General features: G+C 60.9%; 27 protein-coding genes. 4 read left to right on the plus strand and 23 right to left on the minus strand.

The features are described 5' to 3' along the window. Positions 1-185 precede the first annotated feature (185 nt). The 21 genes from fleQ to B3361_RS21800 all read right to left on the minus strand — a co-directional run bounded on the left by fleQ (position 186) and on the right by B3361_RS21800 (position 21,446). A complete protein-coding gene (gene fleQ / locus B3361_RS21700) occupies positions 186-1,661 on the minus strand; it encodes a transcriptional regulator FleQ (RefSeq protein ID WP_054904795.1) in 1,476 nt (491 codons plus the stop codon). A gap of 169 nt (positions 1,662-1,830) precedes the next feature. Next, the gene (locus B3361_RS21705) at positions 1,831-2,172 is read right to left on the minus strand and encodes a flagellar protein FliT (RefSeq protein ID WP_047149861.1); all 342 of its coding nucleotides are present in this window, start codon (positions 2,170-2,172) and stop codon (positions 1,831-1,833) included. After that, positions 2,141-2,542, minus strand: a complete 402-nt coding sequence (gene fliS / locus B3361_RS21710) for a flagellar export chaperone FliS (protein WP_009684229.1) — start codon at positions 2,540-2,542, stop codon at positions 2,141-2,143. Before fliS ends, B3361_RS21705 begins: the two co-directional genes overlap by 32 nt. 125 nt (positions 2,543-2,667) lie before the next feature. Further along, positions 2,668-4,056: a flagellar filament capping protein FliD gene (fliD, locus tag B3361_RS21715; RefSeq protein ID WP_054904794.1), complete on the minus strand. Its 1,389-nt coding sequence runs from the start codon at positions 4,054-4,056 to the stop codon at positions 2,668-2,670. Positions 4,057-4,139: 83 nt separating this feature from the next. Beyond that, entirely contained in the window at positions 4,140-4,496 is a 357-nt protein-coding gene (locus B3361_RS21720; RefSeq protein ID WP_054904793.1) for a flagellar protein FlaG, read from the minus strand. A gap of 77 nt (positions 4,497-4,573) precedes the next feature. Next, on the minus strand, positions 4,574-5,995 hold the full coding sequence (locus B3361_RS21725; RefSeq protein WP_054904792.1) for a flagellin: 1,422 nt from the start codon (positions 5,993-5,995) through the stop codon (positions 4,574-4,576). Between the two features lie 410 nt (positions 5,996-6,405). Next, positions 6,406-7,335, minus strand: coding sequence for a ketoacyl-ACP synthase III (locus B3361_RS21730; RefSeq protein WP_009684233.1), 930 nt, complete (start codon positions 7,333-7,335; stop codon positions 6,406-6,408). 350 nt (positions 7,336-7,685) lie between these two features. After that, complete coding sequence (locus tag B3361_RS21735; RefSeq protein WP_054904791.1) at positions 7,686-9,248, minus strand: flagellar hook-associated protein 3; 1,563 nt, start codon at positions 9,246-9,248, stop codon at positions 7,686-7,688. Positions 9,249-9,261: 13 nt separating this feature from the next. Further along, complete coding sequence (flgK, locus tag B3361_RS21740; protein ID WP_054904790.1) at positions 9,262-11,304, minus strand: flagellar hook-associated protein FlgK; 2,043 nt, start codon at positions 11,302-11,304, stop codon at positions 9,262-9,264. Positions 11,305-11,316: 12 nt separating this feature from the next. Continuing rightward, complete coding sequence (flgJ, locus tag B3361_RS21745; protein ID WP_054904789.1) at positions 11,317-12,471, minus strand: flagellar assembly peptidoglycan hydrolase FlgJ; 1,155 nt, start codon at positions 12,469-12,471, stop codon at positions 11,317-11,319. Positions 12,472-12,482: 11 nt separating this feature from the next. After that, positions 12,483-13,592: a flagellar basal body P-ring protein FlgI gene (locus B3361_RS21750; protein WP_009684238.1), complete on the minus strand. Its 1,110-nt coding sequence runs from the start codon at positions 13,590-13,592 to the stop codon at positions 12,483-12,485. Positions 13,593-13,604: 12 nt separating this feature from the next. Continuing rightward, positions 13,605-14,300 carry a flagellar basal body L-ring protein FlgH gene (gene flgH / locus B3361_RS21755; protein WP_029887007.1) on the minus strand — a complete coding sequence of 232 codons (696 nt, stop codon included), beginning with the start codon at positions 14,298-14,300 and terminating at the stop codon, positions 13,605-13,607. Between the two features lie 45 nt (positions 14,301-14,345). Beyond that, positions 14,346-15,131: a flagellar basal-body rod protein FlgG gene (flgG, locus tag B3361_RS21760; protein ID WP_286920356.1), complete on the minus strand. Its 786-nt coding sequence runs from the start codon at positions 15,129-15,131 to the stop codon at positions 14,346-14,348. Positions 15,132-15,178: 47 nt separating this feature from the next. Beyond that, a complete protein-coding gene (locus tag B3361_RS21765) occupies positions 15,179-15,919 on the minus strand; it encodes a flagellar basal body rod protein FlgF (RefSeq protein WP_286920357.1) in 741 nt (246 codons plus the stop codon). A gap of 160 nt (positions 15,920-16,079) precedes the next feature. Then, positions 16,080-16,250, minus strand: a complete 171-nt coding sequence (locus B3361_RS21770) for a hypothetical protein (RefSeq protein WP_414708914.1) — start codon at positions 16,248-16,250, stop codon at positions 16,080-16,082. A gap of 144 nt (positions 16,251-16,394) precedes the next feature. Then, a complete protein-coding gene (gene flgE / locus B3361_RS21775; protein WP_054904788.1) occupies positions 16,395-17,717 on the minus strand; it encodes a flagellar hook protein FlgE in 1,323 nt (440 codons plus the stop codon). 28 nt (positions 17,718-17,745) lie between these two features. Continuing rightward, entirely contained in the window at positions 17,746-18,447 is a 702-nt protein-coding gene (gene flgD, locus B3361_RS21780; RefSeq protein WP_009684244.1) for a flagellar hook assembly protein FlgD, read from the minus strand. Between the two features lie 12 nt (positions 18,448-18,459). Then, positions 18,460-18,903 (minus strand): flagellar basal body rod protein FlgC, encoded by a 444-nt coding sequence (gene flgC, locus B3361_RS21785; protein ID WP_054904787.1) that lies wholly within the window; start codon positions 18,901-18,903, stop codon positions 18,460-18,462. 2 nt (positions 18,904-18,905) lie between these two features. After that, entirely contained in the window at positions 18,906-19,316 is a 411-nt protein-coding gene (gene flgB / locus B3361_RS21790) for a flagellar basal body rod protein FlgB (RefSeq protein ID WP_009684247.1), read from the minus strand. Positions 19,317-19,639: 323 nt separating this feature from the next. After that, positions 19,640-20,467: a protein-glutamate O-methyltransferase CheR gene (cheR, locus tag B3361_RS21795; RefSeq protein ID WP_009684248.1), complete on the minus strand. Its 828-nt coding sequence runs from the start codon at positions 20,465-20,467 to the stop codon at positions 19,640-19,642. A 49-nt stretch (positions 20,468-20,516) separates the two neighbouring features. Continuing rightward, on the minus strand, positions 20,517-21,446 hold the full coding sequence (locus tag B3361_RS21800; RefSeq protein ID WP_009684249.1) for a chemotaxis protein CheV: 930 nt from the start codon (positions 21,444-21,446) through the stop codon (positions 20,517-20,519). Positions 21,447-21,523: 77 nt separating this feature from the next. Between B3361_RS21800 and flgA the strand changes: the two genes are divergently transcribed. The 4 genes from flgA to B3361_RS21820 all read left to right on the plus strand — a co-directional run bounded on the left by flgA (position 21,524) and on the right by B3361_RS21820 (position 24,094). Further along, entirely contained in the window at positions 21,524-22,276 is a 753-nt protein-coding gene (gene flgA, locus B3361_RS21805) for a flagellar basal body P-ring formation chaperone FlgA (protein WP_286920358.1), read from the plus strand. Between the two features lie 163 nt (positions 22,277-22,439). After that, complete coding sequence (gene flgM, locus B3361_RS21810) at positions 22,440-22,754, plus strand: flagellar biosynthesis anti-sigma factor FlgM (protein WP_054904785.1); 315 nt, start codon at positions 22,440-22,442, stop codon at positions 22,752-22,754. Positions 22,755-22,803: 49 nt separating this feature from the next. After that, entirely contained in the window at positions 22,804-23,271 is a 468-nt protein-coding gene (locus B3361_RS21815; RefSeq protein WP_054904784.1) for a flagella synthesis protein FlgN, read from the plus strand. Positions 23,272-23,350: 79 nt separating this feature from the next. Continuing rightward, positions 23,351-24,094, plus strand: coding sequence for a flagellar brake protein (locus B3361_RS21820; protein WP_054904783.1), 744 nt, complete (start codon positions 23,351-23,353; stop codon positions 24,092-24,094). A 170-nt stretch (positions 24,095-24,264) separates the two neighbouring features. Here the strand turns inward: B3361_RS21820 and B3361_RS21825 are convergent, their stop codons facing one another. Both B3361_RS21825 and bkdR read right to left on the minus strand, forming a co-directional pair. Then, complete coding sequence (locus tag B3361_RS21825) at positions 24,265-25,605, minus strand: MFS transporter (RefSeq protein ID WP_286920359.1); 1,341 nt, start codon at positions 25,603-25,605, stop codon at positions 24,265-24,267. A gap of 230 nt (positions 25,606-25,835) precedes the next feature. Further along, complete coding sequence (gene bkdR, locus B3361_RS21830) at positions 25,836-26,321, minus strand: Bkd operon transcriptional regulator BkdR (protein ID WP_003254485.1); 486 nt, start codon at positions 26,319-26,321, stop codon at positions 25,836-25,838. Positions 26,322-26,387 lie beyond the last annotated feature (66 nt).

A 26,387-nucleotide genomic window follows, 5' to 3' on the forward strand; every position in this document is an offset into this window, starting at 1 on the left:
GCGCGAACGCCTTGGCGCATGCCTCATTATCACGTCGTACGAACAAGGCGGTCGCGCGCGCCTGTCACAGGCCTCACTGGCCCGAAACAAACGTAGGAGCGAGCGCCAGCTCGCGATGCGCCGCGCGGGCGGCGCTCGATCTAACAGGCACTAGAAAGGTCGAGGTGAACACCCCGACGCCCCCATCAATCCTCCGCCTGCTCCTCGCCCCCCTGGCGGCTCATGCCGTACTTGCGCATCTTCTCCACCAACGTGGTGCGACGAATACGCAAACGTTCAGCCGCGCGCGCAACGATACCGTTGGCATCGTCCAGCGCCTGCTGGATCAGGCCCTGCTCCAGGCTACCCAGGTAGTCCTTCAGGTCCAGGCCTTCAGGCGGCAGCATCGCATGACTGCCGAAATTCGGCGTATTGCCATTGATCGCCACACGCTCTTCCAGGTCGGTGCGCAGGCTATCGACCATCTGCTCGTCTTCATCATCGACATAGCGGAATTTCTTCGGCAGCTCGGAAACCCCGATCACCCCGTAAGGGTGCATGATGGCCATGCGCTCAACGAGGTTGGCCAGCTCACGCACGTTGCCCGGCCAGCCATGGCGGCACAACGACATGATCGAAGCGGAATTGAAACGGATGGAACCGCGTTTCTCGTGCTCCATGCGCGAGATCAGCTCGTTCATCAGCAGCGGAATGTCTTCCACCCGCTCGCGCAGCGGTGCCATCTCGATGGGGAACACGTTCAGCCGGTAGTACAGGTCTTCGCGGAAGGTGCCGTCCTCGATCATGTTCTCGAGGTTCTTGTGCGTAGCGGCAATGATGCGCACATCAATGCTCTGGGTCTTGTTGCTGCCCACGCGCTCGAAGGTGCGCTCCTGCAGCACGCGCAGCAGCTTGACCTGCATCGGCAACGGCATGTCGCCGATTTCGTCGAGGAACAGGGTGCCGCCGTTGGCCAGCTCGAAACGCCCGGCACGGCTGGTGATCGCACCGGTGAAGGCACCCTTCTCGTGGCCGAACAGCTCGCTTTCCAGCAACTCGGCTGGGATCGCGCCGCAGTTGACCGGCACAAACGGCGCTTCGCGGCGCTTGGAGTGGTAGTGCAGGTTGCGCGCGACCACCTCTTTGCCGGTGCCTGACTCACCCAGGATCAGCACACTGGCGTCGGTATCGGCCACCTGCTGCATCATCTGCCGCACGTGCTGGATGGCACGACTGGTGCCGACCAGGCTGCGGAACAAGTTGGGTTCGCGCTGGCGGCCGCGCTCACGCGCCTGGTCGTACATCTCGCGATAGACCTGGGCACGGTGCAGCGAATCGAGCAGCTGGCTATAGCTTGGCGGCATTTCCAGGTTGGAAAGGACGCGGCGGCGAAGCTCCTCCGGCAGGTCTGCAGAAGAAATTTCACCTAAAAGTAGAACAGGAAGGAACTCATCCCATGCAGCTACTGTCTTAAGCAACCCAAGCACATTGCCAGGGGCGTTTACAGCGCCGATGAGCACGCACAGCACTTCACGGCTCGAGGCCAAAGGCTCCACCGCCTGCTGCCAGTCGTGGCTGGCGCACGCGAGGTTTTCTTCGCCGAGAAAGTTCAGCACCACCGCAAGGTCGCGGCGGCGAGCGCTGTCGTCATCGATCAGCAGGATCTTGGTTTCACGCCACATGCAATAGCAACTTCCCTAGTCATATCGGCACCCTGCAAGGGGCATGCTCGACATCATTCCGACTGAATGGTCAGTGTTCGGACGTCTAGAATTCGAAAACAGCCACTAGTTAAGTCAAAAAGGGCCATACAGTCAAATTTATGGCGCCTTTTCTAATGTTGTGCGCATCTTACCTGAAGAGATGATATACCTTTGAAGCATTTTTTGCTTGGTTGATCTGCATCATCTCTTCGGCAATTGCCTGGCGTTCACCGGTTGTCACATCGATGAGGTTGCGGTAGACCTCCAAAACCCCTTCCAGCTTTTCGCGCAGCAACCCCTGGTCCATCGTGTGGTTTTCCAGTACCTCGTCGATGCAGGTGCGACATGCCACATCCAACTTGGCAATAGCGTCCCAGTCACGTTCACCAAGAGCGCCGATCAGGGCATCGCAGGTGTCATCGAGGCGTTGCAGTGCGTTCACGTTAATCTCCTTGCCGTCAGCTGGCGGGCTGGGCGTCGGCAATGCCATCCCAACCGCTTTTCACGGTAATTAGCAGTTGCGCAACTTCGTCGATGATGCTGGCATCGTTGTCGACATTCGCCTGCATGAGCCGGTTGGTCATGTATACATAGAGGGCGTCGAGGTTTTCCACATACTCGGGGTTTTCGCTTTTCTCCGGCTGCAGGCCGTCACGCAGGCCGATGATGATGTCGATCGCCTTGCCCAGCATCAGCCCCTTCTCGGCGATGTCACCGCGCGCCATGGCACCCTTGGCCTGGGCCATCCGATCGAGACCTCCCTCCATCAGCATCTGCACCAGGCGATGCGGCGTGGCTTCGGAAATCTGAGCATGGGAATTGACCTTCTGGTACTGACGAAGGGCTCTCATGGGATTCATCTTGCGACCTCGTGACGGGCAGGCTTAGGGGAGATATTCCTTGTATCGGGCGGATCGAGAAAAACTTTACCGGCCGATGACATGAAGCTGGGCACTGTGCCCAGGCTTCATGCAATGCTCATGGATCAATCGTCGCTGTTCGACTTGTTCAACGCGTTGAGCGTGCTGAGTACCGAGTTCTGCTGCTGACGCAATTGCGTGACCAAGGTATCCATGTTGTTGTACTTGTCCTGCAGGCTCTTCTGCAGGGCTTCCATACGGGCGTCCAGGGTGTCCTGCTCGGACTTGAGCTTGGTCAGGCTCTCGCTCAGGACCTTGGAGCGCTCGGCGAGGGTGCCGGTGCTGGCCTTGGCGAAAGGCTCGGTGACCTTTTGCAGGCGTGCCAACAGGCCGTCCTTGCCATTGAAGATGCTGGTCAGGTCCGCCGCGTTGCTGGTAGCGGCCTTGTCCCACTTCTTGTCGTCCAGGCTCAGCGCACCGCCATCCTGGGCCGAGGTGACGCCAAAGGCGGCCAGCGATTTCAGCGTACCGTTGCCCGATACCGCATTGAGTTCTTCACGGATGGAAGTCATCAAGGTGCGCATGGTCGCATCACCGGTCAGCGCAGCGGCCGTCATGGTGCCATCGGCATTCTTGGTGACCTTTGTTTCAGCGTTCAGAACCGTAAGCAAGGCATTGTAGGTATCGATGAAACCCTTGAGGCCCGACTTCAAGGTGGTGGAACTGGTAGTCAGCGATAAAATGGTCGCTGTCTTTTCTCCACTGGTGGCGCTCGTCGGCGAAATACCCACCAACTTGATATTGAGCCCACTGACGGCATCATTGATATCGTTGGTCTTGGACTTCATTGCGATGCCATCGAGGGTGTACTCGGCGTCCGTCGGCTCATCGACTACGTAATAGCCAGTATCGATGCCCGAGTTGCCCGAAAGCGTAATATCGGAGCCTTCCCCCATCGTGGTCGAGGTGACAATCAAACGAGAGCCATTGGCATCTGTCAGTACGTTGGCACTCAGACCTGCCGTACCAAACTGACTATTGATGCTATCGCGCACCTGCTGCAACGTTGCACCAGGGGGAACGCTCAGATCAAAGTCCTTACCGCCCTGACTCATGGTCAAGGTAGTCGACGTCGTGCCGCTATTGACTACCGAGCCGGCGCCATTCGCATAGACCTTGGTCGAGACTTTCGACGCAGTCGCCAGCTTGTCGACGATCAGCTTGAACGAGCCATTTGCGGCCCCGGTGCCCATGGTCACGGTCGCGACCTTCTCATCCGAAGACTTCAGGCTGAGTCCACCGAAGCTGTTACTGTCGGTCATTGTGGTTAATGCGCCACGGAAGGCATCCAGAGCGGCCTGAATCTTGCCAATAGAGGACAACGTGGTGGTTGCCTTCAGTGTTTGGGTATTGATCTGCGCCTGTTTCGGCGCCTTTTGCGCGGCCACCAGCGAATCGACGATCGCCTGGGTATCGATGCCCGAGCCAATACCACTGACTGTTGTACCTGCCATCATTGCTCTCCTTGTTCAATAGCTGCCGTATCCTTGGCGGAAAAATCCATCAAAATGTCGACAACAACAAAAATCGTGCCAGCCTAAACCTGGTCGTCGAACAGCAGGCTGCTGGCTTCACTGAGGCTCTGCGCCAACTTCAGCGCAAGCTCCGACGGAAGCTGCCGGATTACCTCGCCGGACTGGGTAGCGATCACCTTGACCACAACCCGGCCCGTGGAATCATCGATGGAAAAGTCCAGCTGCCGCTGGCTCGACTGCACGAAATCGCGAATTTCGCCCACGGCCTTTTCCAGGTCTTCGCGCGAGTGCGGCTGATTACCGGTGCCAGCGGTTTCCTGCACCTTGGCAGGCACAGCGGCGTCCCGATCGCGATCAGCTACTGGCGCCTGGGGTAAGACGGTCGGATACACCTGGCTCAGCTTGACACTCATGTCCATGTTTCGAACTCCCTCATGTCAAAAAAGGCGAAAGGGCACGTAAACGCGCCCTTTCACCCTTTACTCAGGCGCCTGAATTACTGAAGCAGTTTCAGGACCGAGGATGGCAGCTGGTTGGCCTGCGACAGGATCGCAGTCGAAGCCTGCTGCAGGGTCTGCTGCTTGGTCAGCTCGGCAGTTTCCGAAGCGAAGTCCACGTCCTGCACGGTGGAGCGGGCAGCGGTGGAGTTCTTCTGGATGTTCTGCAGGTTATCGACGGTAGTCTGCAGACGGTTCTGGGTAGCACCCAGGCCCGAACGGACGCTGTCGATGGAGCCGATGGCCTTGTCGATAACGGCCAGAGCATTCTGGGCGTTGGTCGAGTCGGTGACGTCGGTGTTGGAGATAGTGGTCTTGGTCGAAGTAACGGCAGTACCGGTAGCAACGAACAGGCCGGTAGCACCATCGCCGTTCAACGCATAGCCCTTGGCCGAATCCAGATTTACGGCACCGGTAGCGATTAGGCCATCAGCCAGGTCCTCAGCAGTACCGTACTTGCCACTACCGTCTTTGGTGGCGATGGTAACGCCACCAGCATCGGTGCCTGCGCTGAACTCGATGTTTTCACCGGTATCGGATTTAACAGTCAGTTCATTCTTGGTTTCGTCGTAGCTGACGCTGATACCCAGTTTGGCAGCGTTGGACTTCAGCTGGTCAGCCAGGTTGGCGGTATCGGTTACGCCTACGATTTTCACATCCTGACCACCAACGGTCATGGTGAACGACGCAGGAGTGGTCGAAGCAGCCGCTTTTACAGTGAACTTGGCTTCAGTGCTCGCAGTGGCAGTCAGACCGCCGATTGCACCGTTCATGTTCTTGGCGATGGTCTTCGCCGAGTCACCAGCAGCGATAGAAACGGTAGCAGTCTGGCCGTTGCCGGTAACTTCGATGTCACCTGCGCCTACGCCGGTAGTGCTTGGAGCAACACCGATGCTCTTGACCTGCTGCGAACCAATGCTCTTGGCCGAAACGTTGTCCAGCGACAGGTTGATGGTTTCGTTGGCGTTGGCGCCGACCTGGATGGCCTTGGTGCCGTACGAACCGTCCAGCAGCTTCTGGCCGCCAAAGGTGGTGGTTTCCGAGATACGATTCAGCTCAGCGGTCAGAGCTTGGTATTCGTCGTTGTTCGACTTGCGGTCTTCGGCGCTCAGCGAGCCAGTAGCCGAGGACAGGGCCAGGGTACGCATTTTCTGCAGGATGTCGGTCGAAGCCTGCATCGCGCCTTCAGCGGTCTGGGCGATCGAGATGCCGTCGTTGGCATTCTTCACAGCCTGACCCAGGCCGTTGATCTGGCTGGTCAGACGGTTGGCGATCTGCAGGCCGGCAGCGTCGTCTTTAGCGCTGTTGATACGCAGACCCGAGGACAGACGCTGCATCGAAGTGGTCTGGGCGTTGCTCGCCTTGGTCAGGTTGCCCTGGGTGGTGATCGACGCAATGTTGGTGTTTACAGTTAAAGCCATGACGAAATCCTCGTTGGATGGGTACTGCGGCTTCCGGCCTTGGCAACCGCCGGATTGGCCTAGAGAACCTTCGTAATAGTTATCGTCGGGTGCGCGAGTTGCTTGAGGGTTTTTTCGAAAAAAAAATGCTGGCAGGAGGCCAGCCCTGAGAAATCAAGGGGTTAAGGGCGGTTTATTGGCGTCAAATTCCGCTGCTGAACAGGCTTGATGGCATTGCCAGCCCCCACCCTCCCCTGTGGGAGCAGGCGCGCCCGCGAACACCGGCAATGCCGGTGCCATCCACCGCGTTGATCGCTTCGCGGGCATGCCCGCTCCCACAGGGAGCCAGTGAGGTTCATGCCTTTGTGTTCCAGCCACAAAAAAAAGCGCCGGGCGGTGGCCGCCGGGCGCTTTTTTGAAGTGACCTAGGGTCAGTCGCGATAGAGGATGGCGGAGCCCCACGACAGGCCCACGCCAAAGCCGCTGATGGCCACGCGCTTCCAGCTGCCGTCGAGCATGTGCTTCTGCAGCAGCAGTGGCACGCTGGACGACACAGTGTTGCCGGTTTCGAGCATGTCCTTGACGAACTTCTCGGGGTGCTGCTCTTCGAAACGGCGCGCGACCGCGTCGACAATCGCCGCGCTACCCTGGTGGATGCAGAAGGCGTCGATATCCGATGACTGCAGGCCGCTGGCGTCCAGCAACTCATGCAGGTGCGCCGGCACCTTTATCAAAGCGAAGTTGAATACCTGGCGGCCGTTCATGAAGAACTTGCCATCGCTGACCTTGAGGTGTTCAGCGCCGGACCCGTCGGTGCCGAAACGCGCCTGGCCCAACTTCCACACCGCGCCTTCACCCATCCAGGTAGCCGTGGCGGCGTCGCCAAACAGCATGGTGGTGTTACGGTCTTCCGGGTCGACGATCTTCGAGTACGGGTCGGCAGTGATCAGCAAGCCATTTTTCAGCCCTGCCGCTTCCATGAAGCCCTTGATCGCATACAAGCCATACACATAGCCCGAGCAGCCCAGCGACACATCGAACGCCGCTACCCGGGTAGACAGGCCCAGCTTGCTCTGAACGATGGCAGCGGTGTGCGGCAGGCCTTCTTCGTCACCGTTCTGGGTGACCACGATCAACGCATCGATCGACTGCGGATCCAGGTCAGGGTTGCTGGCGAACAGGGCCTGGGCGGCTTCTACGCACAGGTCGGAGGTTTCCTGTTCTGCGGCCTTGCGCGGCAGGAAAGAGGCGCCGATCTTGCCGAACATGAACTCTTCGTCCTTGCCGAACTTCGCACCCTGGACATAGTTGTCCAGGCCAGCGGTAGGCACGTAACTCGCGATGCTTTTGATGCCAATCATTCTGGCTTCCCAATGAAAACAGCCAAAGACCACCACTCGATGAATTGAGGGCGCCAAATACCGGCAGCGCTCGCCTGCGCGCCGGTAACAAAATGCTGCAACAGCTGCTGCATAGAATACAGGGAAGATGACCGTTTTGACTCATTGGTCACATTGAAATGCTACGAAAGCCTTGCAGAGGGTGCGGGACTGGGTTTTCGCGGGCATAAAAGCTGGGGCCGCTTTGCGCCCCTTCGCGGGCTTGCCCGCTCCCACAGGTTTTGCGTGTGCTTGAAGGCCTGCGAATGCCCTGTGGGAGCGGGCAAGCCCGCGAAGGGCCGCAAAGCGGCCCCAGCGCTCGAAAAGCCACCTTAGAGTTTGTTGAACAGGCTCAACTGCGAGATGCGCGAGAAGGCCAGCTGCGAGGCCTCCAGCATGGCCTGCTGCAAGGTCAGGGTAATGGCAGCCTGCGACATGTCGGTGTTGCCGATGGCGTTCTGGGTCGTCTTGTTGGCCAGGCCCAGGCTGGTGTTCTCCTGCCGCTGGATCTCCAGCGAGTTACCACGGGCACCAATCGAGCCACGGGTAATATCGACCTGCTCGCGGGCACTGGCCAGGTTGGCGATGGCCGAGGCAGCCGCGTCTTTCAGTGCGTTGGCTTCGCCCGTGCCGGTGACCGGGGTATCCAGGGCAGCACGCAACTGGCTGATGGTTTCCAGCACGTTCTGGTTCTGGTGGGTATTGGCGGTGATCGCGAACTGGTCACCGGCCTCCGGCGAGCCGGACATTTCGTAGGTCACCCCGGCCACCGTCAGCGCGGGCGCCGTGAAGGTGCCGCTGGCAATCGCCTTGCTGTCGGCGGTCAAGGGCTGGGCGTACAGCTCATAGGCGCCGGGGCCGGTGAACTTGATCACCGCACCATTGCTGGGGAAGGTACTGCGGTAGGCGGCTTCATCGGTAACGCTGCTGCCGGTGATCTGTGCGCTGGAGCTGTTGCTGCCGTTGCGGGTGGCATTGAACGAGTCCGGACGCGCTTGCAGCGAGAATTCACGCCCCGCCACGGCCGCATCGGCATCGGCGCCCTCTTCCAGGGTGACGGTTATTTCGAACTCAACGCCACGTAGGGCAATCTTGTTGGCACCCTCGGTGTTGCTGTCGAAGGTCCCGTTGGTGGCAGTTTCGGAGGTGATGTCCCTGCCGCTGGCGTCGGTGATGGTGTACTGGGTCGCGCTGGTGAAGGTCAGCTTGTAGGGCTGGCCCGCCGTGAAGCTGTTGTTGTAGGTGGTGCTCGATGTCAACAGCCCCGACGATACGCCGACCACGTGGTCGTCGGTGGCGGGCACCAGCAAGCTCGACTGGGTGCGACTTTTGTTGCTGGCCGAGTCGAAGATGCTGAAACCGGTGTCGTTGGTGGCCAGGTTCAGGGTATCGGAGACCTGCAGGCTCAGCTGGGTCTGGTCACCGTGGTAGCTGTAGGTACCATCGGAATTACGGACGTAAGGCGGCGTGGTGCTTTTCGAGCCGCCGAACATGTAGTCGCCATTGGCGTCGCGCGAGTTGAGCAGGCCGAAGATGTTGGCCTCGATCTCCTTCAACTCGGTACTGATGGCCACGCGATCGGAGTCGGTGACGCCGGCGCCACCGGCGCGGATCGCCAACTCGCTGGCGCGCTGCATCGCATCGTTGATGGTGGAGAGCACGCTCTCTTCCTGCAGCAGCGCATTGCTGACCGTATTGATGTTGCCGCTGTACTGGTCCAGCAACGACTGCTGCTGTTGCAGCAGCAACAGGCGCGCAGCACCGACCGGGTCATCAGCCGCTGTCTGGATGCGGATACCCGAAGTCACCTGGTCGTTGGTCTTGTTCATGCTGGAGAAGTTCTTGGAGTAGCTACTGGCGCTGGCCTCATAGAACTGAGCAGTGGAAATACGCACGATAGTCTACTCCTTACAAAGCGTTGATCAGGGTGCTGAAGGTTTCTTGCGCCGCCTTGATGATCTGCGAAGACGCCGTGTAGTAATGCTGGAACTTGACCAGGCTGGCCGCTTCGTCATCCAGGTTGACCCCGGACACCGCGCTGCGGCTTTCGCTGGCGGACTTGAGCACCGCTTCGGTGGCGGTGGTGTCGATGGACGCCTGGTTGGCCTTGGCCCCCACGCGCTCGACCAGCGAGGCGTAGGCAGACGTGAAGCTGGTACCGCCACCCGAGCCGGTATTGACCGTCGACTTGGTCTGCAGCTCCAGGAGCGCCGTGGCATTGCGGTTATCCGCCTTGCCGTCGGCATTGAACGACAGGGTAAAGCTATCGTTGGCGGCAGGGCTGCCGCCGATGGTGGTCTCGACACTGAAGGTACGCGGGTTGCCGCTGCCATCCAGAATCGGGTTGCCCGAACCATCCAGCATTGGCACCGCGATGGACAGCTTGTTGTCCTGCCCTGGCACCACACTGCCCGTGCCGATCTGGGTGCCCTTGGCATCGAACAGCTTGTAGCCCTGCGAACCGCCACTGGCGGCGTCGAACACCACGCGCACCGGCATCGAGTCGCGAATCGACTGCTGGATCAACGCGGTGTCGGCACCGCCATAAATGTCCAGCGCTTCACCCAGCGTCGGCTGGGTGATGGTGCCGGTGCCGCTGTTGCCACTGCCCGCGTTGGCACTGATCGGCCCGGCGAAAGCCAGCTTGTTGGCGTCGGTCATGGTGGTGGTGATGCTACCGGCAGCGGCACGGGTCGGGATGACCTTGAAGCTGTCGCCGGCCGCCAGGCCACCGCCTTTCAACGCCAGGCTGAACCCGTCGATCACCGGCGCCGGGTCGGCATTGAGGTCAAAGCTGCCCATGTCGGTACCGTCGGAGCGGCGCACGCTGTACTGGTTGGCGCTGGTGAACTTCACTTCGTAGTCGTAGGTGGTCAGTGCCCCGCTGTCGGCGATGGTGACGTCCAGGTTGCCGGAGCCGGCACTGTTGTTCGACGACGCGAGGCTGCGCTGGGCAATGGCGGTGGCACTGTTGATGCTGGAGAACAGCGAGCTGCCGAACTGGCCATTGGCATCCAGGCCCTGCCCCAACTGGCTGTTGATGCTGTCGGCGACCACCAGGGCAACACGGCCGAGCTCGTTCATCGACGGCGTGAGCACATCCTGGCGATAGCGCAGCAAACCGCCGATGGCGCCACCAGAAATCACCGAGGTCACGTCCGAGCTGAACGAGTCATAGTTGATACGCAGGCCAACCTGGCTCTTGTCGGCCACCCCTGGCTCCACCGACAAGGTATTGGCCTTGGTGCCGGTAACCAGCGACTGGCCACTGCCCAGGTACACGTCGTAGTTGCCGTCGCGCTCCTGCACCGTCACCCCCACCAGCTCATTGAGCTGGCGTACCGCTTCGCCGCGCGCATCCAGCAGGCTGTTGGGGGTGTTGCCGGAGGCACTGGCCGCTGTGATCTGCTTGTTGTACTCGGCAATGCTGGCGGTGAGCTTGTTCACCTGCCCGGCCATGGTATCGAGCTGGGAGTTGATCGTGGCGTTCTGCTGGGACAACTGGGTACTCACCGCGTTGAACCGGTTGCTCAGGGTTTGCGCCTGAGTCAGCAACAGCTGCCGCGAGGCGACATCACCCGGCTTGGCTGCGGCCGTCTGCATGGCCGCGAAAAATGCCGTAAGCACCGAGCTGATACCCGTGTCACGGTCGGCCAACAGTTTGTCGACACTGGTGATCTGGTCCTGAAAGGTGGCCGAGTCTGCCTGCAGCGAGGTGGCCGTCTGCAGTTGGTTGTCCAGGTAGGAGCTGTAGATGCGGCGCACATCGGCCAGCGTGGTGCCGGTCCCCAGGAACCCCGCGCCGATGTTGTGCGAGGGCCCCGCAGCCTGCAGCGTCTGCTGGCGAGAATAGCCACTGGTCGCGGCGTTGGCGATGTTGTTACTGGTTACCGACAATGCCGCCTGGCTGGCATTCAGGCCACTCAGGCCAATCGAAATCAGGCTCGACATGCTTTAGTCCTTTTATAAGTTCGTGGTTCTGCCAGCCATGGCGTATTGCGGGGTTGACTGCATTTGCTGGGCGATGCTGATGATCTTGCGCGCATAGCCCGGGTCGGTCGCATAACCTGCCTTTTGCAGCTCTCTTGCAAACTGCTCTGGGTTATCGGCCGAATCCAGTGCACCTTGATAGCGGGGATTACTCTGCAACAAGGTCACCAGGTCGTGGAAACTGTCCTGGTACGAGTCGTAGCTGCGAAACGCTGCGGTTTCCTTGACGAACTGGCCATCGCGGAACTCGCTGGTGATCGCGCGCGCCTGCTCGCCCTGCCAGTTGCCGGTGGCCTTGATGCCAAACAGGTTGTGGCTGCTGCTGCCGTCGCTATTGCGCATGACCGATTTGCCCCAACCGGTTTCCAGTGCAGCCTGGGCCACCAGGTAGCGCGGGTCGATGCCGATGCGCTTGGCCGCCTGCTCAGCCATCGGCAGCATGGTGGCAACGAATTCGTCGCTGTCGGCAAAGGCTTTTTTCGGTGCCAGTGGCGGCTGGGCCACGGCGCGACCGACAATGCGCAGCCCCGAGTCCGGCACGGCGAAAGCCTTGGCCACTTGCTGGCCTTCACGCGCCGGCACGGCAGCAGCGTTGGCCGTAGCCGCCGAGGGCACGATACCGGCCAGCAGGCGGTCGGTGAGCTTGCTGGGCAGGGCCAGGCGCCGCGAATTGAGCGCAGCCACGTCGTTGCGGGTGCTGGCCGGAGCCGTGGCATGTGCCGGCTCTGCCACCTTGTTGCCCCACAAGGCCGGGCCTGCGTTATCCACCCGCGGGAACGGGCTGGTGTTGATCGAAGCGCTGCGGCCCTTGGTCAACTGGCGCACCAGCACGTCCTGCAAGCCGATACCGCCCCCCTCGCGGGACATGCTCACCGCCAGCTGCTGGTCGTACATGTCTCGGTACTGCTTGACCGTTTCGGTGTTCATCGGGTTGTCGTCAGCCAGCACGTCGCTGGCCTTGCGCGAGGCCTTGAGCATTTCGCTGATGAACAGCGACTCGAACTCCTGGGCCACCTTGCGCACATTGGCTTCGCTGTCGCGGTCACCCTGCTTGAGCGCGTTGAGGCGGTTGAGGTCGGTGTAGGCGCCGCTGTCGGCACTACCGGAAACCAGGCTTTTGCTGTTCATTGGCGGCGGCCTCAGATCACGATCAGGTCGGCTTGCAGGGCCCCGGCCTGTTTCAGGGCTTCGAGAATGGCCATGAGGTCACCGGGCGCTGCGCCCACCTGGTTCACCGCGCGGACGATTTCATCCAGCGTGGTGCCTGGGCCGAACTTGAACATCGGCTTGGCCTCCTGTTCCGCATTGACCCGCGAGCGTGGCACCACGGCAGTCTGGCCGTTGGAGAGCGGGCCCGGCTGGCTGACGATCGGGTCTTCGGTAATGGTCACGGTCAGGCTGCCGTGGGTCACCGCCGCTGGCGAAACCTTCACGTTCTGGCCAATGACGATGGTACCGGTACGCGAATTGATGATGACTTTGGCCACCGCCTGGCCGGGATCGATTTCCAGGTTTTCCAGGACCGACAGATAGTCCACGCGCTGGCTTGGGTCCATCGGCGCACTGACCCGCACCGAGCCACCGTCCACCGCCTGGGCCACACCTGGCCCCAGCAGGTCATTGACCTTGTCGACGATACGTTTGGCGGTAGTGAAATCGGGGCGGTTCAGGTTCAAGGTCAGGGTATTGCCCTGGTTGAAGCCGCTTGGCACGGCCCGCTCCACGCTGGCACCACCTGGAATCCTACCCGCCGACGGAACGTTGACGGTGATCTTCGAGCCGTCGCGGCCCTCGGCGTCGAAGCCGCCGACCACCAGGTTGCCTTGGGCGATGGCGTAGACGTTACCGTCAATACCCTTGAGCGGGGTCATCAGCAGGCTGCCGCCGCGTAGGCTCTTCGAGTTACCGATCGAGGATACGGTTATGTCGACCACCTGGCCCGGCTTGGCGAACGGCGGCAAGTCGGCATGCACCGACACGGCAGCGACGTTTTTCAACTGCACGTTACCGGAGCCTGGCGGTACCTTGATGCCGAACTGCGACAGCATGTTGTTGAAGGTTTGCAGGGTAAACGGGGTCTGGGTGGTCTGGTCACCCGTACCGTTCAGGCCAACCACCAGGCCATAGCCAATCAACTGGTTGGAGCGCACGCCAGAAATACTGGCGATGTCCTTCAGGCGCTCGGCCTGGGCCACACAGGCACAGGACAGGAGCAGGGTTGCGGCAATCAGCTGCCTCACGTTGAACATGGTCATCCGTACTCAGAAAGGCCAAAGCGGGCTGAGGAAGAAGCGGTCCAGCCAACCAGGCTGGCTGGCATCGGCGAACGAGCCGGTACCGGAATAGGTAATGCGCGCGTCGGCCACACGGGTGGACGGTACGGTGTTATCGGTGGCGATGTCATCGGCACGGACCATGCCGGCAATGCGCACCAACTCTTCGCCGGTGTTCAGGGTCAGCCACTTTTCACCGCGCACCGCGATGATGCCGTTGGGCAGTACTTCGGCCACCGTTACGGTGATCGAGCCGGTCAGGGTGTTGCCCTGGGTCGCCTTGCTATCGCCCTTGGTGGCGCGGTCACCGCTGTAGCCCGCCTCTAGCGACAGGTCGCCGCCGCCAAACGGGTTGTTGGTGTTCGGTGTGCCACCGAACAGCGACGTCAGGCCGATATTGGTCTTGCTGTTCTTGGCAATCTGCGACCCGGCGTTCTTGCTGGCCGAGGTTTTCTCGTTGAGGGTGATGGTGATGATGTCACCCACCCGGAACGCCTTGCGGTCGCTGTAAAGGTTCTGCTCGAAACCGGCTTGGTAGATCGAACCATTGTTGGCCGCTGCCGGCAATGGGGTGCGCGGCAACACCGGCGCGTAGTACGGGTCGTTGGGCTTGGGCGTCGGCGCGACGCAACCTGCCAGCAACACCGCCCCCCCCAGGGCGAAAACGGACAACAGACGATTCATGACGCTTACCTCACGGGCACGGGTGTAACGAAAGTACAAGGCGGCTTAGAGCTGCTGGGTAACGAACGACAGCATCTGGTCGGCGGTGGAGATGACCTTGGAGTTCATCTCGTAGGCGCGCTGGGTGGTGATCATGTTCACCAGCTCTTCCACGGTGCTGACGTTGGAGTTTTCCAAGGTCTGCTGCTGGGTTGTGCCGAAACCGTTCAGCCCCGGGGTGCCGACTTGCGGCGCGCCACTGGCGGCGGTTTCCAGGAACAGGTTGTCGCCAATTGCTTGCAGGCCGGCCGGGTTGATGAAGTCGGCGGTCTGGATGTTGCCGATCACCTGCGCAGCCGGGTTGCCGGCCGTGGTGATCGAGACAGTGCCGTCGGTGCCCACGGTGAAGGTCTGAGCATCGTTGGGCACGACAATCGCGGGTTCCAGGGCATAGCCGTTGGCGGTAACGATCTGGCCGTCGGAATTGAGGTGGAAGGTGCCGTCACGGGTATAGGAAACGGTGCCATCCGGCTGCAGGATCTGGAAGAAGCCACGCCCGTTGACCGCCATGTCCAGCGGGTTTTCGGTAGTTTGCAGGCTGCCGGCGACGAAGCTTTTCTGGGTGCCGACAATGCGCACACCTGTACCTACCTGCAGGCCCGAGGGTAGCTCGCTGTCCTGGGTAGACTGGGCGCCAGGCTGGCGTTTCACCTGGTAGAGCAGGTCGGCGAATTCGGCACGATCACGCTTGAAGCCGGTGGTCGAGACGTTGGCCAGGTTGTTGGAAATGAGCGTCAGGTTGGTGTCCTGTGCGGACAGGCCGGTTTTAGCGACCCAAAGAGCCGGAAGCATGTAATTTCTCCTCGTGCGCCTGTTTTACGGCACGCGTTCAAAAGTGATTAGCCGATTTGCAAAACCCGAGCCATGGCTTCGTCGCCTTCCTTGGCCGTGTTCATCATCTTGACGTGCAGTTCGAACTGGCGTGACAACGCCAGCACCGAGGTCATTTCCTCGACCGCGTTGACGTTGCTGCCTTCCAGAAAGCCCGACACGACCCGTACATTCACGTCGGCATCGGCCGGCTGGCCGGACGTGGTGTGGATCAAGCCGTCCAGGCCCTTCTTCAGGCCCTTGATGTCGGGGTTGACCAGCTTGATGCGGTCAACCTCGGCAATCACCCGCGGGTCTTCGCCCATGGAGCGGATACTGAGGGTGCCATCAGCGCCGACCTCCACCTTCTGCTCGGGCGGTACGGCGATCGGGCCACCGTTGCCGATCACCTGCATGCCATTGCCGGCGCGCAGCACGCCAAGGGCATCGATGTTCAAGCTACCGGTGCGCACATAGGCTTCGCTGCCGTCGGGGGCCTGTACCGCGATGAAACCGTTGCCGGTCACCGCCACGTCCAGGTCACGGCCGGTTTCCACCAGGGGCCCCTGGGTGAAATCGGTCGCAGGCCGTTCGGTCATGGCGAATGCGCGCGCCGGGAAGCTGTCACCGAACACCGGCATCGAGCGGGCCTGTTCCAGGTCGCGCTGAAAACCATTGGTGGAAACGTTCGCCAGGTTGTTGGCGTGGGCCTTCTGCGCCAGCGCGTTCTGGCTGGCACCGGTCATGGCCACATAAAGCAACTTGTCCACAGTATCTCCTTCTGCGCGTCGCTGCCGCGCTGTCACTGGGCAGGTTCAAAGCAATAATCGAACCAAGTCTGAAACAGCCGGTTTACGGGGCTTGCAGCGTGCCACGGGGCAGTAACCGTCAGTTTGTCGGCGGATAATTGCCGCCTGCGGCAAGGTAGGCTCAATGGCTGCGGCAAGCTGCGTTGTTGTAGGGGCCGGCATGGCGTACCCAGCCCTTGCCCGGGTTGTGGGGCACACACAGGTAGCGGCCGGTGACCAGGCTTTGCCATAAGTAGAACGGGGCGGGAGCGGCCGAAAGCGGCAAAGCCATGGCCAGCAGGGCTATCAGCATTAGCCTTGTCATGAGCGTCAACCTTTCAGAATGTGGGACCGCCTTGCGGCCCATCGCGATAAAAGGCTGCGCCTATAGGGGATCGCGATCACCTGTAGGCGCAGCCTCGTGTCGCGCAGGGCTGCTGTGCAGCCCCAGGCATCATCAAGTCATCTGGATGATGGTCTGCATGATGGTGCTCTCGGTGGAGATGGTCTTGGCGTTGGCCTGGTAGTTGCTCTGCGCCTTGATCAGGTTGACCAGCTCGCCGGTCAGGTCGACGTTGGAATCTTCCAGGGAGCCACCCGCGATCCGACCCAAAGTACCGGTATCAGGGGCGCCGATCACCGGCACGCCCGAGGCGTAGGATTCCTTCCAGTTGGTGCCGCCAATCGGCGTCAGGCCTTGCAGGTTGGCGAAGTTGGCAATCGCCACCTGGCCGATCACCTTGTCCTTGCCGTTGGTGAAGCTGGCGAACAGGTAGCCGTTCTGGTCGATACTCAACCCGGACAGCTCACCAGTGGCGAAGCCGTCCTGGGTCTTGGCGATTTCAGCGGATGAGGCGTTGTACTGGGTGGCGCCGAGCATGTCCAGCTTGACGCCATCAGCGTTGGCGACGGCGCCATTGGCCGACCACTCGCCAGCGGCATTTTTCTGCGCCGGAATCCAGTCGTTGAGCTGGAAGATCTTGTCTTCACCAATGCTCAGGCCGCCGACCACGTCACCCGCAGCCATGGCGTCCTTGTCCAGAGTGCCATCGGACTTGAACGGCACGGCGTTGACCAGGGGCGTGGTAGAAGCCGGGTTTGCCGGGTTGCGCCCATCGATGGTGGTGTGCATGGACCAGGTATTGGTAACGTCGTCCTTGATGAAGTACTGATTCATCTGGTGTTCGTTGCCCTGGCTGTCATACACCGGGGTATTGAAGGTGAAGTTGTAGGAACTGGCGTTGGTCGGATCGAACGGCGTGACCGACGGGGCGGTGGCACCCGAGTTGAGGTTGATCTTCTCGGTGATGAGGCTGGTCGGCTTCGGCGTCAGGTTGGACGTGTCAATTTGCAGGTCGGTCAGAACACCCTGGATGATCTTGCCGTCCTCACCGACCGCATAGCCCTGCAGGTTTGCCCCGCCGGCATTGACCACATAGCCTTCCTTGTCGCTGTAGAACGCGCCGGCACGGGTGTAGATCTTCGAACCGTTGTCATTCAGGGCGAAGAAACCGTTGCCATCGATGGCCATGTCCAGCGCCTGGCCGGTGGCATTGATGTTGCCCGGGGTGAACAGCTGGGAAACCGCGGCGGTCTTGACGCCGGTGCCGATCACGCTCTTGCCGGCACTGGTACCCCGAATGGAGTTGGAGTACTGGTCGGCGAACTCGGCACGCGACGATTTGAAACCGGTGGTGGCGACGTTGGCAATGTTGTTGCCGGTAACGTTAAGGGCCTTGTTCGCTGCATAGAGGCCGCTAAGGCCGATGTTGAAAGACATGTGTAACTCCTGTCGTTTTGCTCAGGCCCTAGATGCCGATGCTTTGAATTTTGGAAAGCGCAACACTGCCCAGCCCGGCCAGGTTGAGCATCATTTCCGATCCGTTGGTACCCATGGTCACGCTGGTCACCGACGCTGGCAGGTTGGTGGTCATGCTGGTGGCCTGGCCATCGATCGAGGCCGTGGCCTTGAAGGTATAGGTCCCGGCAGCCGCGACTTCACCGTCATCGTCCAGGCCGTCCCAGGTAAAGTCGATACTGCCGGCTTTCTGGGTACCCAGGTCGATGGTGCGCACCAGCTTGTCGTCCTTGTCGTAGATGCCCACCGAAGTCGAAGTACTGGACGAGGTCAGGTTGACCGAACCTCGCAGGTCCTTGCTGGTGTCGACAACGGCTTTGTCGGTCTGCACGACCACATTGCGCCCCACCAGGGAAGAAGCCTGCAGGGCTTGGGAAGACTGCAGCCCAGCGGCGATGTAGGTCACTGCATCATTGAGCGACTGCATGCTTTCCAGGCTGCTGAACTGCGCCAACTGGGCGACGAACTCGCCGTTTTCCTGCGGGTCGAGCGGGTTCTGGTTCTGCATCTGGGTTACCAGCAACTGCAGAAACGCATCCTTGCCCAGTGCACTGCCGGCAGCACCGGTAGAGCTGTCGGTTTTCGACGTCTGCTTCTGCAGCGAGGTGAGGTACGCGCTGCCAGCGTCTGTCGTGGAATTGGTGGTGGTCATGTCGGCTTCCTATCACTGCCCCAGGGTCAGCACTTTCTGCATCATGCTCTTGGCCGTGTTCATCAGCTCGGCGTTGGTCTGGAACGCGCGGCTGGCCGAGATCATGTCAGCCATCTCCTCGACCACGTTGACGTTCGGGTAGTAGACATAGCCGTCCTTGTTCGCCGCCGGGTGGTTCGGCTCGTAGCGGGCTTCAAGGTTGCTCTGGTCTTCGACGATGCCCTTTACCTGCACGCCCTGCCCGACTTCACCCTGGTCCTCGAACAGCGACTGGCTGCCGCCAGCCTGTGCATCCTGGAAGGTCGTGGCGAACACCGGATGGCGAGCGCGGTAGGTCTGGTCGATGCTCGACGAGACTGTCTCGGCGTTGGCGATGTTGGAAGCGACGGTGTTCAGGCGCGTGTTCTGCGCGCTCATGCCGCTACCGGCAATATTGAAGACACTGGAAAGGGACATGGTCATTCTCCCCGCAGGGCGGAAACCAGCCCTTTGAATTTACTGTTGAGCAAGGTGAAGCTGGCCTGGAAGCCAATGGCGTTTTCGGTGTAGTTCGACTGCTCGATCTGCGCGTCGACGGTGTTCTGGTCGATCGAAGGCTGCAGCGGCGTGCGGTATTTGAGCGTGTCGTCAGCAGCGACGGCCAGGCCTTCGGCTTCGATGTGCCGGCTGTTGGTCCGCTCCATGGCAAAGCGGCCACTTTGCTGCTTGCTGGTTTCGGCGGCGAGCACCGAAGAGAAGTCCATGTCACGCGCCTTGTAGTTGGGCGTGTCGGCGTTGGCAATGTTGTTGGCCAACACTTCGGCGCGCTGGGCGCGGAAGCCCAGGGCCTTTTCGTGAATGCCAAGCGCCTTGTCGAAACTGATGCTCATATCGGGGAAACCTTCAGAGGTTGACCGGAGTTTTGTTGAGCAAGCTATAGCAAGGGCTGTGCCAACCCCCCTGACCCCCGAAAATATGGGGTATGCGCGCGGCATGCTGTCAGGGTGATGCCAGAAAAGCGGCAAAGGCCTTCCGCCTTTGGCAGTGAAAGCGGCAATTGCCGGTTGGCAAAAGCGGCAAAACAAAAATTTGACGTCAGGGTTTTCCTGAGCCGGCCTCTTCGCGGGCATGCCCGCTCCCACAGGGGCCATGCAAGCCTGAAGGCGGTACAGGCAAACAAAAAGGCCGGCAACTTTCGCCGCCGGCCTTCTGCTTACTTGGCCTGGTAGATGATCCCCGGGCTGCATTGCACCATCTGGTAATGGTCCGGCAACCCGTTCAACGCCTCCGAGGCGCCGAGGAACAAGTAGCCACCCGGCTTCAGCGTGCTGTGAATACGCAGCAGGATGTCGCGCTTCACCTGCGCCGAGAAGTAGATCAACACGTTGCGGCAGAACACGATGTCGAACTTGCCCAGGCTGGCATAGCTGTCGAGCAGGTTGAAGGCACGAAACTCGACGCGGCTGCGGATCGCCGGCTTGACCGCCCAGCGCCCAGGCCCCTTGGGGTCGAAATAACGCTGCAGGCGCTCCTGGGACAAACCGCGGGCAATCGCCAGGCTGTCGTACTCACCGGTCTTGCAGTTGGTCAGCATGGTACCGGAGAGGTCGGTAGCCACGATTTGCGCACCCATCTTCAGCTGGCCGAGGTTGCTGCGCTCGAACTCGTCAATGGCCATCGAGATGGAATACGGCTCCTGGCCCGACGAGCAGGCAGCGGACCACATGCGCAGCCGCTGCCCAGGGTTGTTGCGAATGAACTCGGGAATGACCTTGTTCTTCAGCACTTCGAACGGATAGGTGTCGCGAAACCACAAGGTCTCGTTGGTGGTCATGGCATCGACCACCTGCTCGCGCAGGCCGCCGCGCGGCTGGGTCTGGATGCGCTGCACCAGCTCACCCAGGCTCTTGATGCCCTGTTGCTCCATCAGCTTGTTGAGACGGCTGGAAACCAGGTACTGCTTATTTTCCCCCAGCAGGATGCCACAGGCTTTCTCCAGGAAGACCCGGAACTGTTCGAAATCCAAATTACCCGTAGACACTACTGCCGCCTCTTTTCAATCACTGGTGCCAGGGCTTGCCCCGGCTGCTTCAATGCGCTGCCTTGATCCGGTCGACCACCCGCTGGGCCAGGTCGTCCGGCTTGAACTTGGCCAGGAAGTCATCAGCGCCGACCTTCTTGACCATCGCCTGGTTGAACACCCCGGAAAGCGAAGTATGCAGGCAGATGTGCAGTTTTTGCATGCGCGGGTCACTGCGAATTTCCGCGGTAAGCGTATAGCCGTCCATTTCCGGCATTTCAATGTCGGAGATCATCATCAGGAACTCCTCTTCCGGCTTCTTGCCCTCCTCTACCAGCTGGCGCAGGTAGTTCAAGGCCTGGCGGCCGTCATTGAGCGCCACCACTTCCACCCCGACGGTCTGCAGACAGCGGCTGACCTGCTTGCGTGCCACCGACGAATCGTCGACAGTCAGCACCCGCAGCAGCACGGCCTTGTCCTGCACCTCGGCATCGACCACCCCGGCCGATACCGATTCGGAAGAAGGCGCCACCTCGGCCAGCACTTTCTCCACGTCGATGATCTCGACCATGCGGTTATCCACCCTGGTGACGGCGGTCAGGTAGTGGTCCCGGCCGGTACCCTTGGGTGGTGGGTGGATCTCTTCCCAGTTCATGTTGACGATGCGTTCGACCGAATGCACCAGAAAGCCCTGGGTCTTGGTGTTGTACTCGGTGATGATCACGAAACTCTTGCGCGTGTCTTCCTGCAGCGGTCGCAGCCCGGTCGCCATCGACAAGTCGAGGATCGGGATGGTCGCCCCACGAATGTTGGCCACCCCGCGCACCACCGGGTGCGCCTTGGGCAGCAGGGTCAGCGCAGGGCATTGCAGCACTTCCCTGACCTTGAATACGTTGATGCCGTAAAGCTGTTCGCCATTGAGGCGGAACAGCAGCAACTCCAGGCGATTCTGCCCCACCAGCTGCGTGCGCTGGTTGACCGAATCCATCACACCCGCCATGCCAGACTCCTTAACATTTCAGCCTTACGTTGCAACTCGAACAGTGAGTCGGCACGGGCTTTGCTTTTTTGAGCGTCATGTACACGAAAACGACATTTTTCCGACGATTGACGCGCCTGCTGACTGGCTCGCTGGCCACGCTGTGCCTGCTGATGCCCGGCGTTCGCACGCTAGCGGACGCGTTCACCTTGCCTGAACAGCTTATCGGTGTCACCCAAGGGTTTCTTGAATTTACCGTCGAAGATTATCTGGCCAGTACCCAGACCGCCGGCCGCTATGAAATCGAGGTCAGCTCGCTGGACCCGCGCCTGCGCATGCCGTTGTGCAGCCAGCAACTGGACGCCTCGCTGGAAAGCCCCGCGCAGCCACTGGGCCGGGTGACCGTGCGGGTGCGCTGCAATGGCGCCGCGCCGTGGACGGTATTCGTTCCCGCCACGGTGCGGCTGTTCCGCGACGTGGTGGTGGTAACCCGCCCGCTCAAGCGTGACAACGTCGTTGGTGAAGGCGACGTGGCCCTGCGCGAACGGGATGTCGGCACCCTGGGCCAGGGCTTCCTCAGCGAACTGGACCAAGCCGTGGGCATGAAGATGCTGCGCCCCACGGTGATCGACCAGGTGCTCACCCCGCAGCACCGGGAGCAGGCCGAGGTGGTGCGCAAGGGTGATCAGGTGGTCATCGTGGCGCGCAGCGGTAGCCTGAGCGTGCGCATGCCAGGCGAAGCCCTGAGCAAGGGCGGCCTCAGCGAGCAGATAAGGGTACGCAACCTCAATTCGAAACGGGTGGTCAAGGCCAGGGTCACCGGCCCTGGCCAGGTCGAGGTCAGCATGTAGACCAATCGCCAGAAGGCGCTGGCGGTGCGGAACCGCATTTCCTAAACTGTGTCAGAAAACGGGTGGCGAGCTTGCTGACAGGCGGCAACGCATTTGTGCCTAAAGTTTCTATCGGGTTGGCCGAAAACAAGGCAAGCGTCCAAATACCCAGAGGTTTCTGATCATGGTCATCGACTTCAGTCGTTTGAATAACTCTCCGTCCGTCACGGGCGGCGTGCGCGGTAACAGCGCCACCGGCAGCGCCGAAAAACCGGCAGCCAGCCAGGAAGCGGTGAAAGACACCGGCGCCAGCGGAGAAGCGGTACACCTCAGCCAAAAGGCCCAGCAGTTGCAGAAGATCAGCGACAAGCTGCGCGACGAACCGGTGGTCAACAGCGCCCGTGTGGCTCAGTTGAAACAGGCTATCGCCGACGGCAGCTACCAGGTCGATGCCGGCCGGGTCGCCAGCAAACTGCTTGATTTCGAAGCCCAGCGCTGACCGAGCGGCGCGCTGACTTCACGGACGCTAGAAAAGCCAAGAGTTAGCCATGCACGACACCACATTGCTGCAACTGATCGAAGATGACATTGCCCCGATGCAGGAACTGCTAGACCTTCTGCACAAGGAAGCGATCGCCCTGCACGGCCGCGACATGCCGCTGCTGGAGCAGATCCTGGCGCGCAAGCAGTCGCTGATCATCTTGCTCGAACAGCATGGCCAGCGCCGCAGCCAGTTGCTTGCCAGCCTGGGGCTGAGTGCCGACCGCAGCGGCGTGCAGGCCATGGCCGCGCAGTCGCCGCACGGTGATGTGCTGTTGCAGCGGCTGGATATGCTGGCGCAACTGATGGATGAGTGCCAACAGGTCAACCAGACCAATGGCCGTATCATCCAGGTGCAGCAACACGTCACCAATAACCAGATCCGCATCCTTCAAGGCGGCGATTCACCGTCGCTGTACAATAGCCGTGGCGGCACATCGCTGCTGAGCAAGCCACGCGCCCTCAGCCAAGTCTGATTTTTCTATCAAGGCACGGAACATACTGGCAAAATGCCGTTACTTGCGTGAGTCGCTTTTGCCTGGAGAACGATAAGCCGTGTTCAATGAATCAGATGCCCCGCAACCGCCAAAGGTGCTGAGCACCCCTTTGGAGATTGCGGCCAACTTGCGGCAACTGCAAGAAAGCCACGACCCGCTGATCATCACCTTCCATGACCGCAGCCACCGCTTCCAGAGCTACGTGACGCACGTGGACCGTGAAAGCAACACCCTGGCGCTGGATGAAATGATCCCCCGTGACGGCGAGAAGTTCATCGAGAGCGGTGAACACTTCCGTGTCGAAGGCTTCCACGACGGCGTGCGTATTGCCTGGGAATGCAACCACGCCCTGAAGATCAGCGAAGTCAACGGCCACCGCTGCTACAGCGGCCCCTTGCCAGTCGAGATGACCTACCACCAGCGCCGCAATGCCTTCCGCGCCGCGCTGAAGCTGTCGCAACTGGTCGACGTGATCCTTGACGGTACCCACCTCAAAGGCAACGGTGCCCTGCGCGGCAAGCTGCTGGACATCTCCGCCACCGGCTGCAAACTGCGCTTCGAGGGCAATGTCGAAAGCCGCCTGCAACTGGGCCAGGTGTATGAGCGCTTCAAGGCGGGTAACCCGCTGGGCCTGGTCGACACCATGGTCGAGCTGCGCCACCTGCATTATGAAGAGCGCATCAACACCACCTTCGCCGGCGTACGCTTCCACAACCTCAGCGGCCCTGCACAGCGCAAGGTCGAGAGTTTCGTGTACCAGCTGCAGCGTGAGGCGCGGCGGTTCGACAAAGACGACTACTGACCGTCGGCTGGTTGAAGCAGAAACGCCACCTTTCGAGGTGGCGTTTTCGTTTGTGTTTCTCCAGTGCTGGCCCCTTCGCGGGCTCGCCCGCTCCCACAGGTATTGCACTGCCCTCAAGGCTGGCAGTGACCCTGTGAGAGCGGCAAGCCCGCGAAGAGGCCAGCACAGGCTTACACTGACTTGCTCGCGTCTTCAGCCTCGGGCGCCTGTTGCTCGGCCCCCTTCTCTTCCGCCTCGGTATCCTCTGCCGCCACCGGTGCCTGCATTACATCCTGCACGGTCTGCTCATCCACGCGCGGGTCCAGGGCCGCCGACAATGGCGAACCGGCCGCCGGCATCGCCACGTGACCAAGCGGTGCGTCCTGCACCTGGTGCAAGCCGGTAACCGCCTTCGGCCGGATGCGCCACACCAGCACCAGCGCAAAGAACACGAAGAAGGCATACAGCATCTGCGCGCCCAGCACCTTCATCAGCACGCCAGCCGCCAATGGCCCGATACAGGCGCCAACGCCGTAAGTCACCAGCAGCATCGCGGTCAACGACACCCGCCGCTCACTTTCCACGTGGTCGTTGGAAAACGCCACCGCCAGCGGATACAGGCAGAACTGCAACAGCGAAATCACGAAGCCGATGCCGAACAGCAACTCCAGCGGCACGCTGGGCAGTACCGCCAACGGCGCTGCCGCCAGTGCCAGGCCCACCGCCACGCTGCGGATCAGTACCGCCCGGTCGTAACGGTCGGACAACCAGCCCAGCGGCCACTGCACCAGCAGGCCGGCAAAGATGCAGCTACCCATGAACAAACCGATCTGCTCCGTACTCATGCCCTGGCTGGAGGCATACAACGGCGCCAGGCCGTAGAACGAACCCACGATCAGCCCCGAGCCGAGCACGGTGCTGAGCGACTGCGGCACGCGCTTGATGAAGAACTTCGGCTCCATCAGGGCCGGGCGCAAGGGTGCCGGGTGAATACGCCGGGTCATGGCCACCGGCACCAGGCACAGGGCGAAGCACATAGCCACCAGCATCAGTAATTCCGGGCCAAGCGCCGGGTGCACCACCAAAATCAGCTGGCCGAGCACCAGGCCCAGGTACGAGGCAATCATGTACCCGCTGAACACCGCGCCGCGGTGCTTCACATCCGCCTGCTCGTTGAGCCAACTCTCGATGACCATGTACTGGCACATCATGCCCAGGCCAACAATCATGCGCAGGCCGACCCACGCCGGCAGCCAGTCGGTCAGGCCATGGCCGAGCACCGCCGCGCCAACGATGCCGGCGCAGGTGGCATAGGCACGTATGTGCCCGACCCGACCGATCAGCCGGTGGCCGACCTTGCCGCCCACTGCCAGGCCAAAGTAGTTGGCCGCCATCAAGGCACCGACCCACAGGCTGTCGACGTGGTCGGCAGCCAGGCGCAAGGCGAGGTAGGTACTGAGCAGACCCGAGCCGATCAACATCATCAGCGCGGCGAAATACAACGACTGAAACGGCTTCCATACATTTCGCATAGGTACCGAGGAGCTCCCTGGTCAGGTGGCGGGCTGCTAGCAGCATAAGGGCAAAACCCGCTCGGCGCAGGCCCCCTTGAGCGATTTGCCGCCATGGCGGCGTGTCCGGTGCAGGTGGTGTCGCGATCAGGCTGGTACTGCCAGCACGCGCTGTTTGGCACGGCTGCTGGCGACCTAGCCTTCGATGAATTCGCAGTTCAACAGTTCCCACGCCAACGGCGCTGCATGGCTCACTCGCGCAAGGTCATGCCATTGGCTGGCAGCGGCAGGGCGGTTTTATAGCGCACCTGCTTCAGGGCAAAACTCGAGCGAATATTGGCCACCCCCGGCAACCGGGTCAGGTAATCGAGAAACCGCTCCAGCGCCTGGATGCTTGGCAGCAGTACCCGCAGCAGGTAGTCCGGGTCACCGGTCATCAGGTAGCACTCCATCACCTCGGGCCGCTCGGCGATTTCTTCCTCGAAGCGATGCAGCGACTGCTCCACCTGTTTCTCCAGGCTGACATGAATGAACACGTTCACATCCAGCCCCAGCACTTCGGGCGACAACAACGTCACCTGCTGCCGAATCACGCCAAGCTCTTCCATGGCCCGCACCCGGTTGAAACAGGGCGTGGGCGACAGGTTCACCGAGCGTGCCAGCTCGGCGTTGGTGATGCGGGCGTTCTCCTGCAGGCTGTTGAGAATGCCGATATCGGTACGATCGAGTTTGCGCATGAGACAAAATCACCGGTTTTTTTGGTTATACGGAATGTTTATCTGCCGCGCACAGCAAAGGCAATC

Source organism: Pseudomonas sp. UBA6699, from assembly GCF_002454615.1.
Classification (GTDB): Bacteria; Pseudomonadota; Gammaproteobacteria; order Pseudomonadales; family Pseudomonadaceae; genus Aquipseudomonas; species Aquipseudomonas juntendi.

Coding starts and splice junctions, on each gene's coding strand:
- fleQ (WP_054904795.1), bottom strand. CDS start 1,661: ATGTGGCGTGAAACCAAGATCCTGCTGATCGATGACGACAGCGCTCGC.
- B3361_RS21705 (WP_047149861.1), bottom strand. CDS start 2,172: ATGGCATTGCCGACGCCCAGCCCGCCAGCTGACGGCAAGGAGATTAAC.
- fliS (WP_009684229.1), bottom strand. CDS start 2,542: ATGAATCCCATGAGAGCCCTTCGTCAGTACCAGAAGGTCAATTCCCAT.
- fliD (WP_054904794.1), bottom strand. CDS start 4,056: ATGGCAGGTACAACAGTCAGTGGTATTGGCTCGGGCATCGATACCCAG.
- B3361_RS21720 (WP_054904793.1), bottom strand. CDS start 4,496: ATGGACATGAGTGTCAAGCTGAGCCAGGTGTATCCGACCGTCTTACCC.
- B3361_RS21725 (WP_054904792.1), bottom strand. CDS start 5,995: ATGGCTTTAACTGTAAACACCAACATTGCGTCGATCACCACCCAGGGC.
- B3361_RS21730 (WP_009684233.1), bottom strand. CDS start 7,335: ATGATTGGCATCAAAAGCATCGCGAGTTACGTGCCTACCGCTGGCCTG.
- flgK (WP_054904790.1), bottom strand. CDS start 11,304: ATGTCGAGCCTGATTTCGATTGGCCTGAGTGGCCTGAATGCCAGCCAG.
- flgJ (WP_054904789.1), bottom strand. CDS start 12,471: ATGAACAGCAAAAGCCTGGTTTCCGGTAGTGCCGACAGCGGCGCCTAC.
- B3361_RS21750 (WP_009684238.1), bottom strand. CDS start 13,592: ATGTTCAACGTGAGGCAGCTGATTGCCGCAACCCTGCTCCTGTCCTGT.
- flgH (WP_029887007.1), bottom strand. CDS start 14,300: ATGAATCGTCTGTTGTCCGTTTTCGCCCTGGGGGGGGCGGTGTTGCTG.
- flgG (WP_286920356.1), bottom strand. CDS start 15,131: ATGCTTCCGGCTCTTTGGGTCGCTAAAACCGGCCTGTCCGCACAGGAC.
- B3361_RS21770 (WP_414708914.1), bottom strand. CDS start 16,250: ATGCTGATAGCCCTGCTGGCCATGGCTTTGCCGCTTTCGGCCGCTCCC.
- flgE (WP_054904788.1), bottom strand. CDS start 17,717: ATGTCTTTCAACATCGGCCTTAGCGGCCTCTATGCAGCGAACAAGGCC.
- flgD (WP_009684244.1), bottom strand. CDS start 18,447: ATGACCACCACCAATTCCACGACAGACGCTGGCAGCGCGTACCTCACC.
- flgC (WP_054904787.1), bottom strand. CDS start 18,903: ATGTCCCTTTCCAGTGTCTTCAATATTGCCGGTAGCGGCATGAGCGCG.
- flgB (WP_009684247.1), bottom strand. CDS start 19,316: ATGAGCATCAGTTTCGACAAGGCGCTTGGCATTCACGAAAAGGCCCTG.
- B3361_RS21800 (WP_009684249.1), bottom strand. CDS start 21,446: ATGGCGGGTGTGATGGATTCGGTCAACCAGCGCACGCAGCTGGTGGGG.
- flgA (WP_286920358.1), top strand. CDS start 21,524: ATGTACACGAAAACGACATTTTTCCGACGATTGACGCGCCTGCTGACT.
- flgM (WP_054904785.1), top strand. CDS start 22,440: ATGGTCATCGACTTCAGTCGTTTGAATAACTCTCCGTCCGTCACGGGC.
- B3361_RS21815 (WP_054904784.1), top strand. CDS start 22,804: ATGCACGACACCACATTGCTGCAACTGATCGAAGATGACATTGCCCCG.
- B3361_RS21825 (WP_286920359.1), bottom strand. CDS start 25,605: ATGCGAAATGTATGGAAGCCGTTTCAGTCGTTGTATTTCGCCGCGCTG.
- bkdR (WP_003254485.1), bottom strand. CDS start 26,321: ATGCGCAAACTCGATCGTACCGATATCGGCATTCTCAACAGCCTGCAG.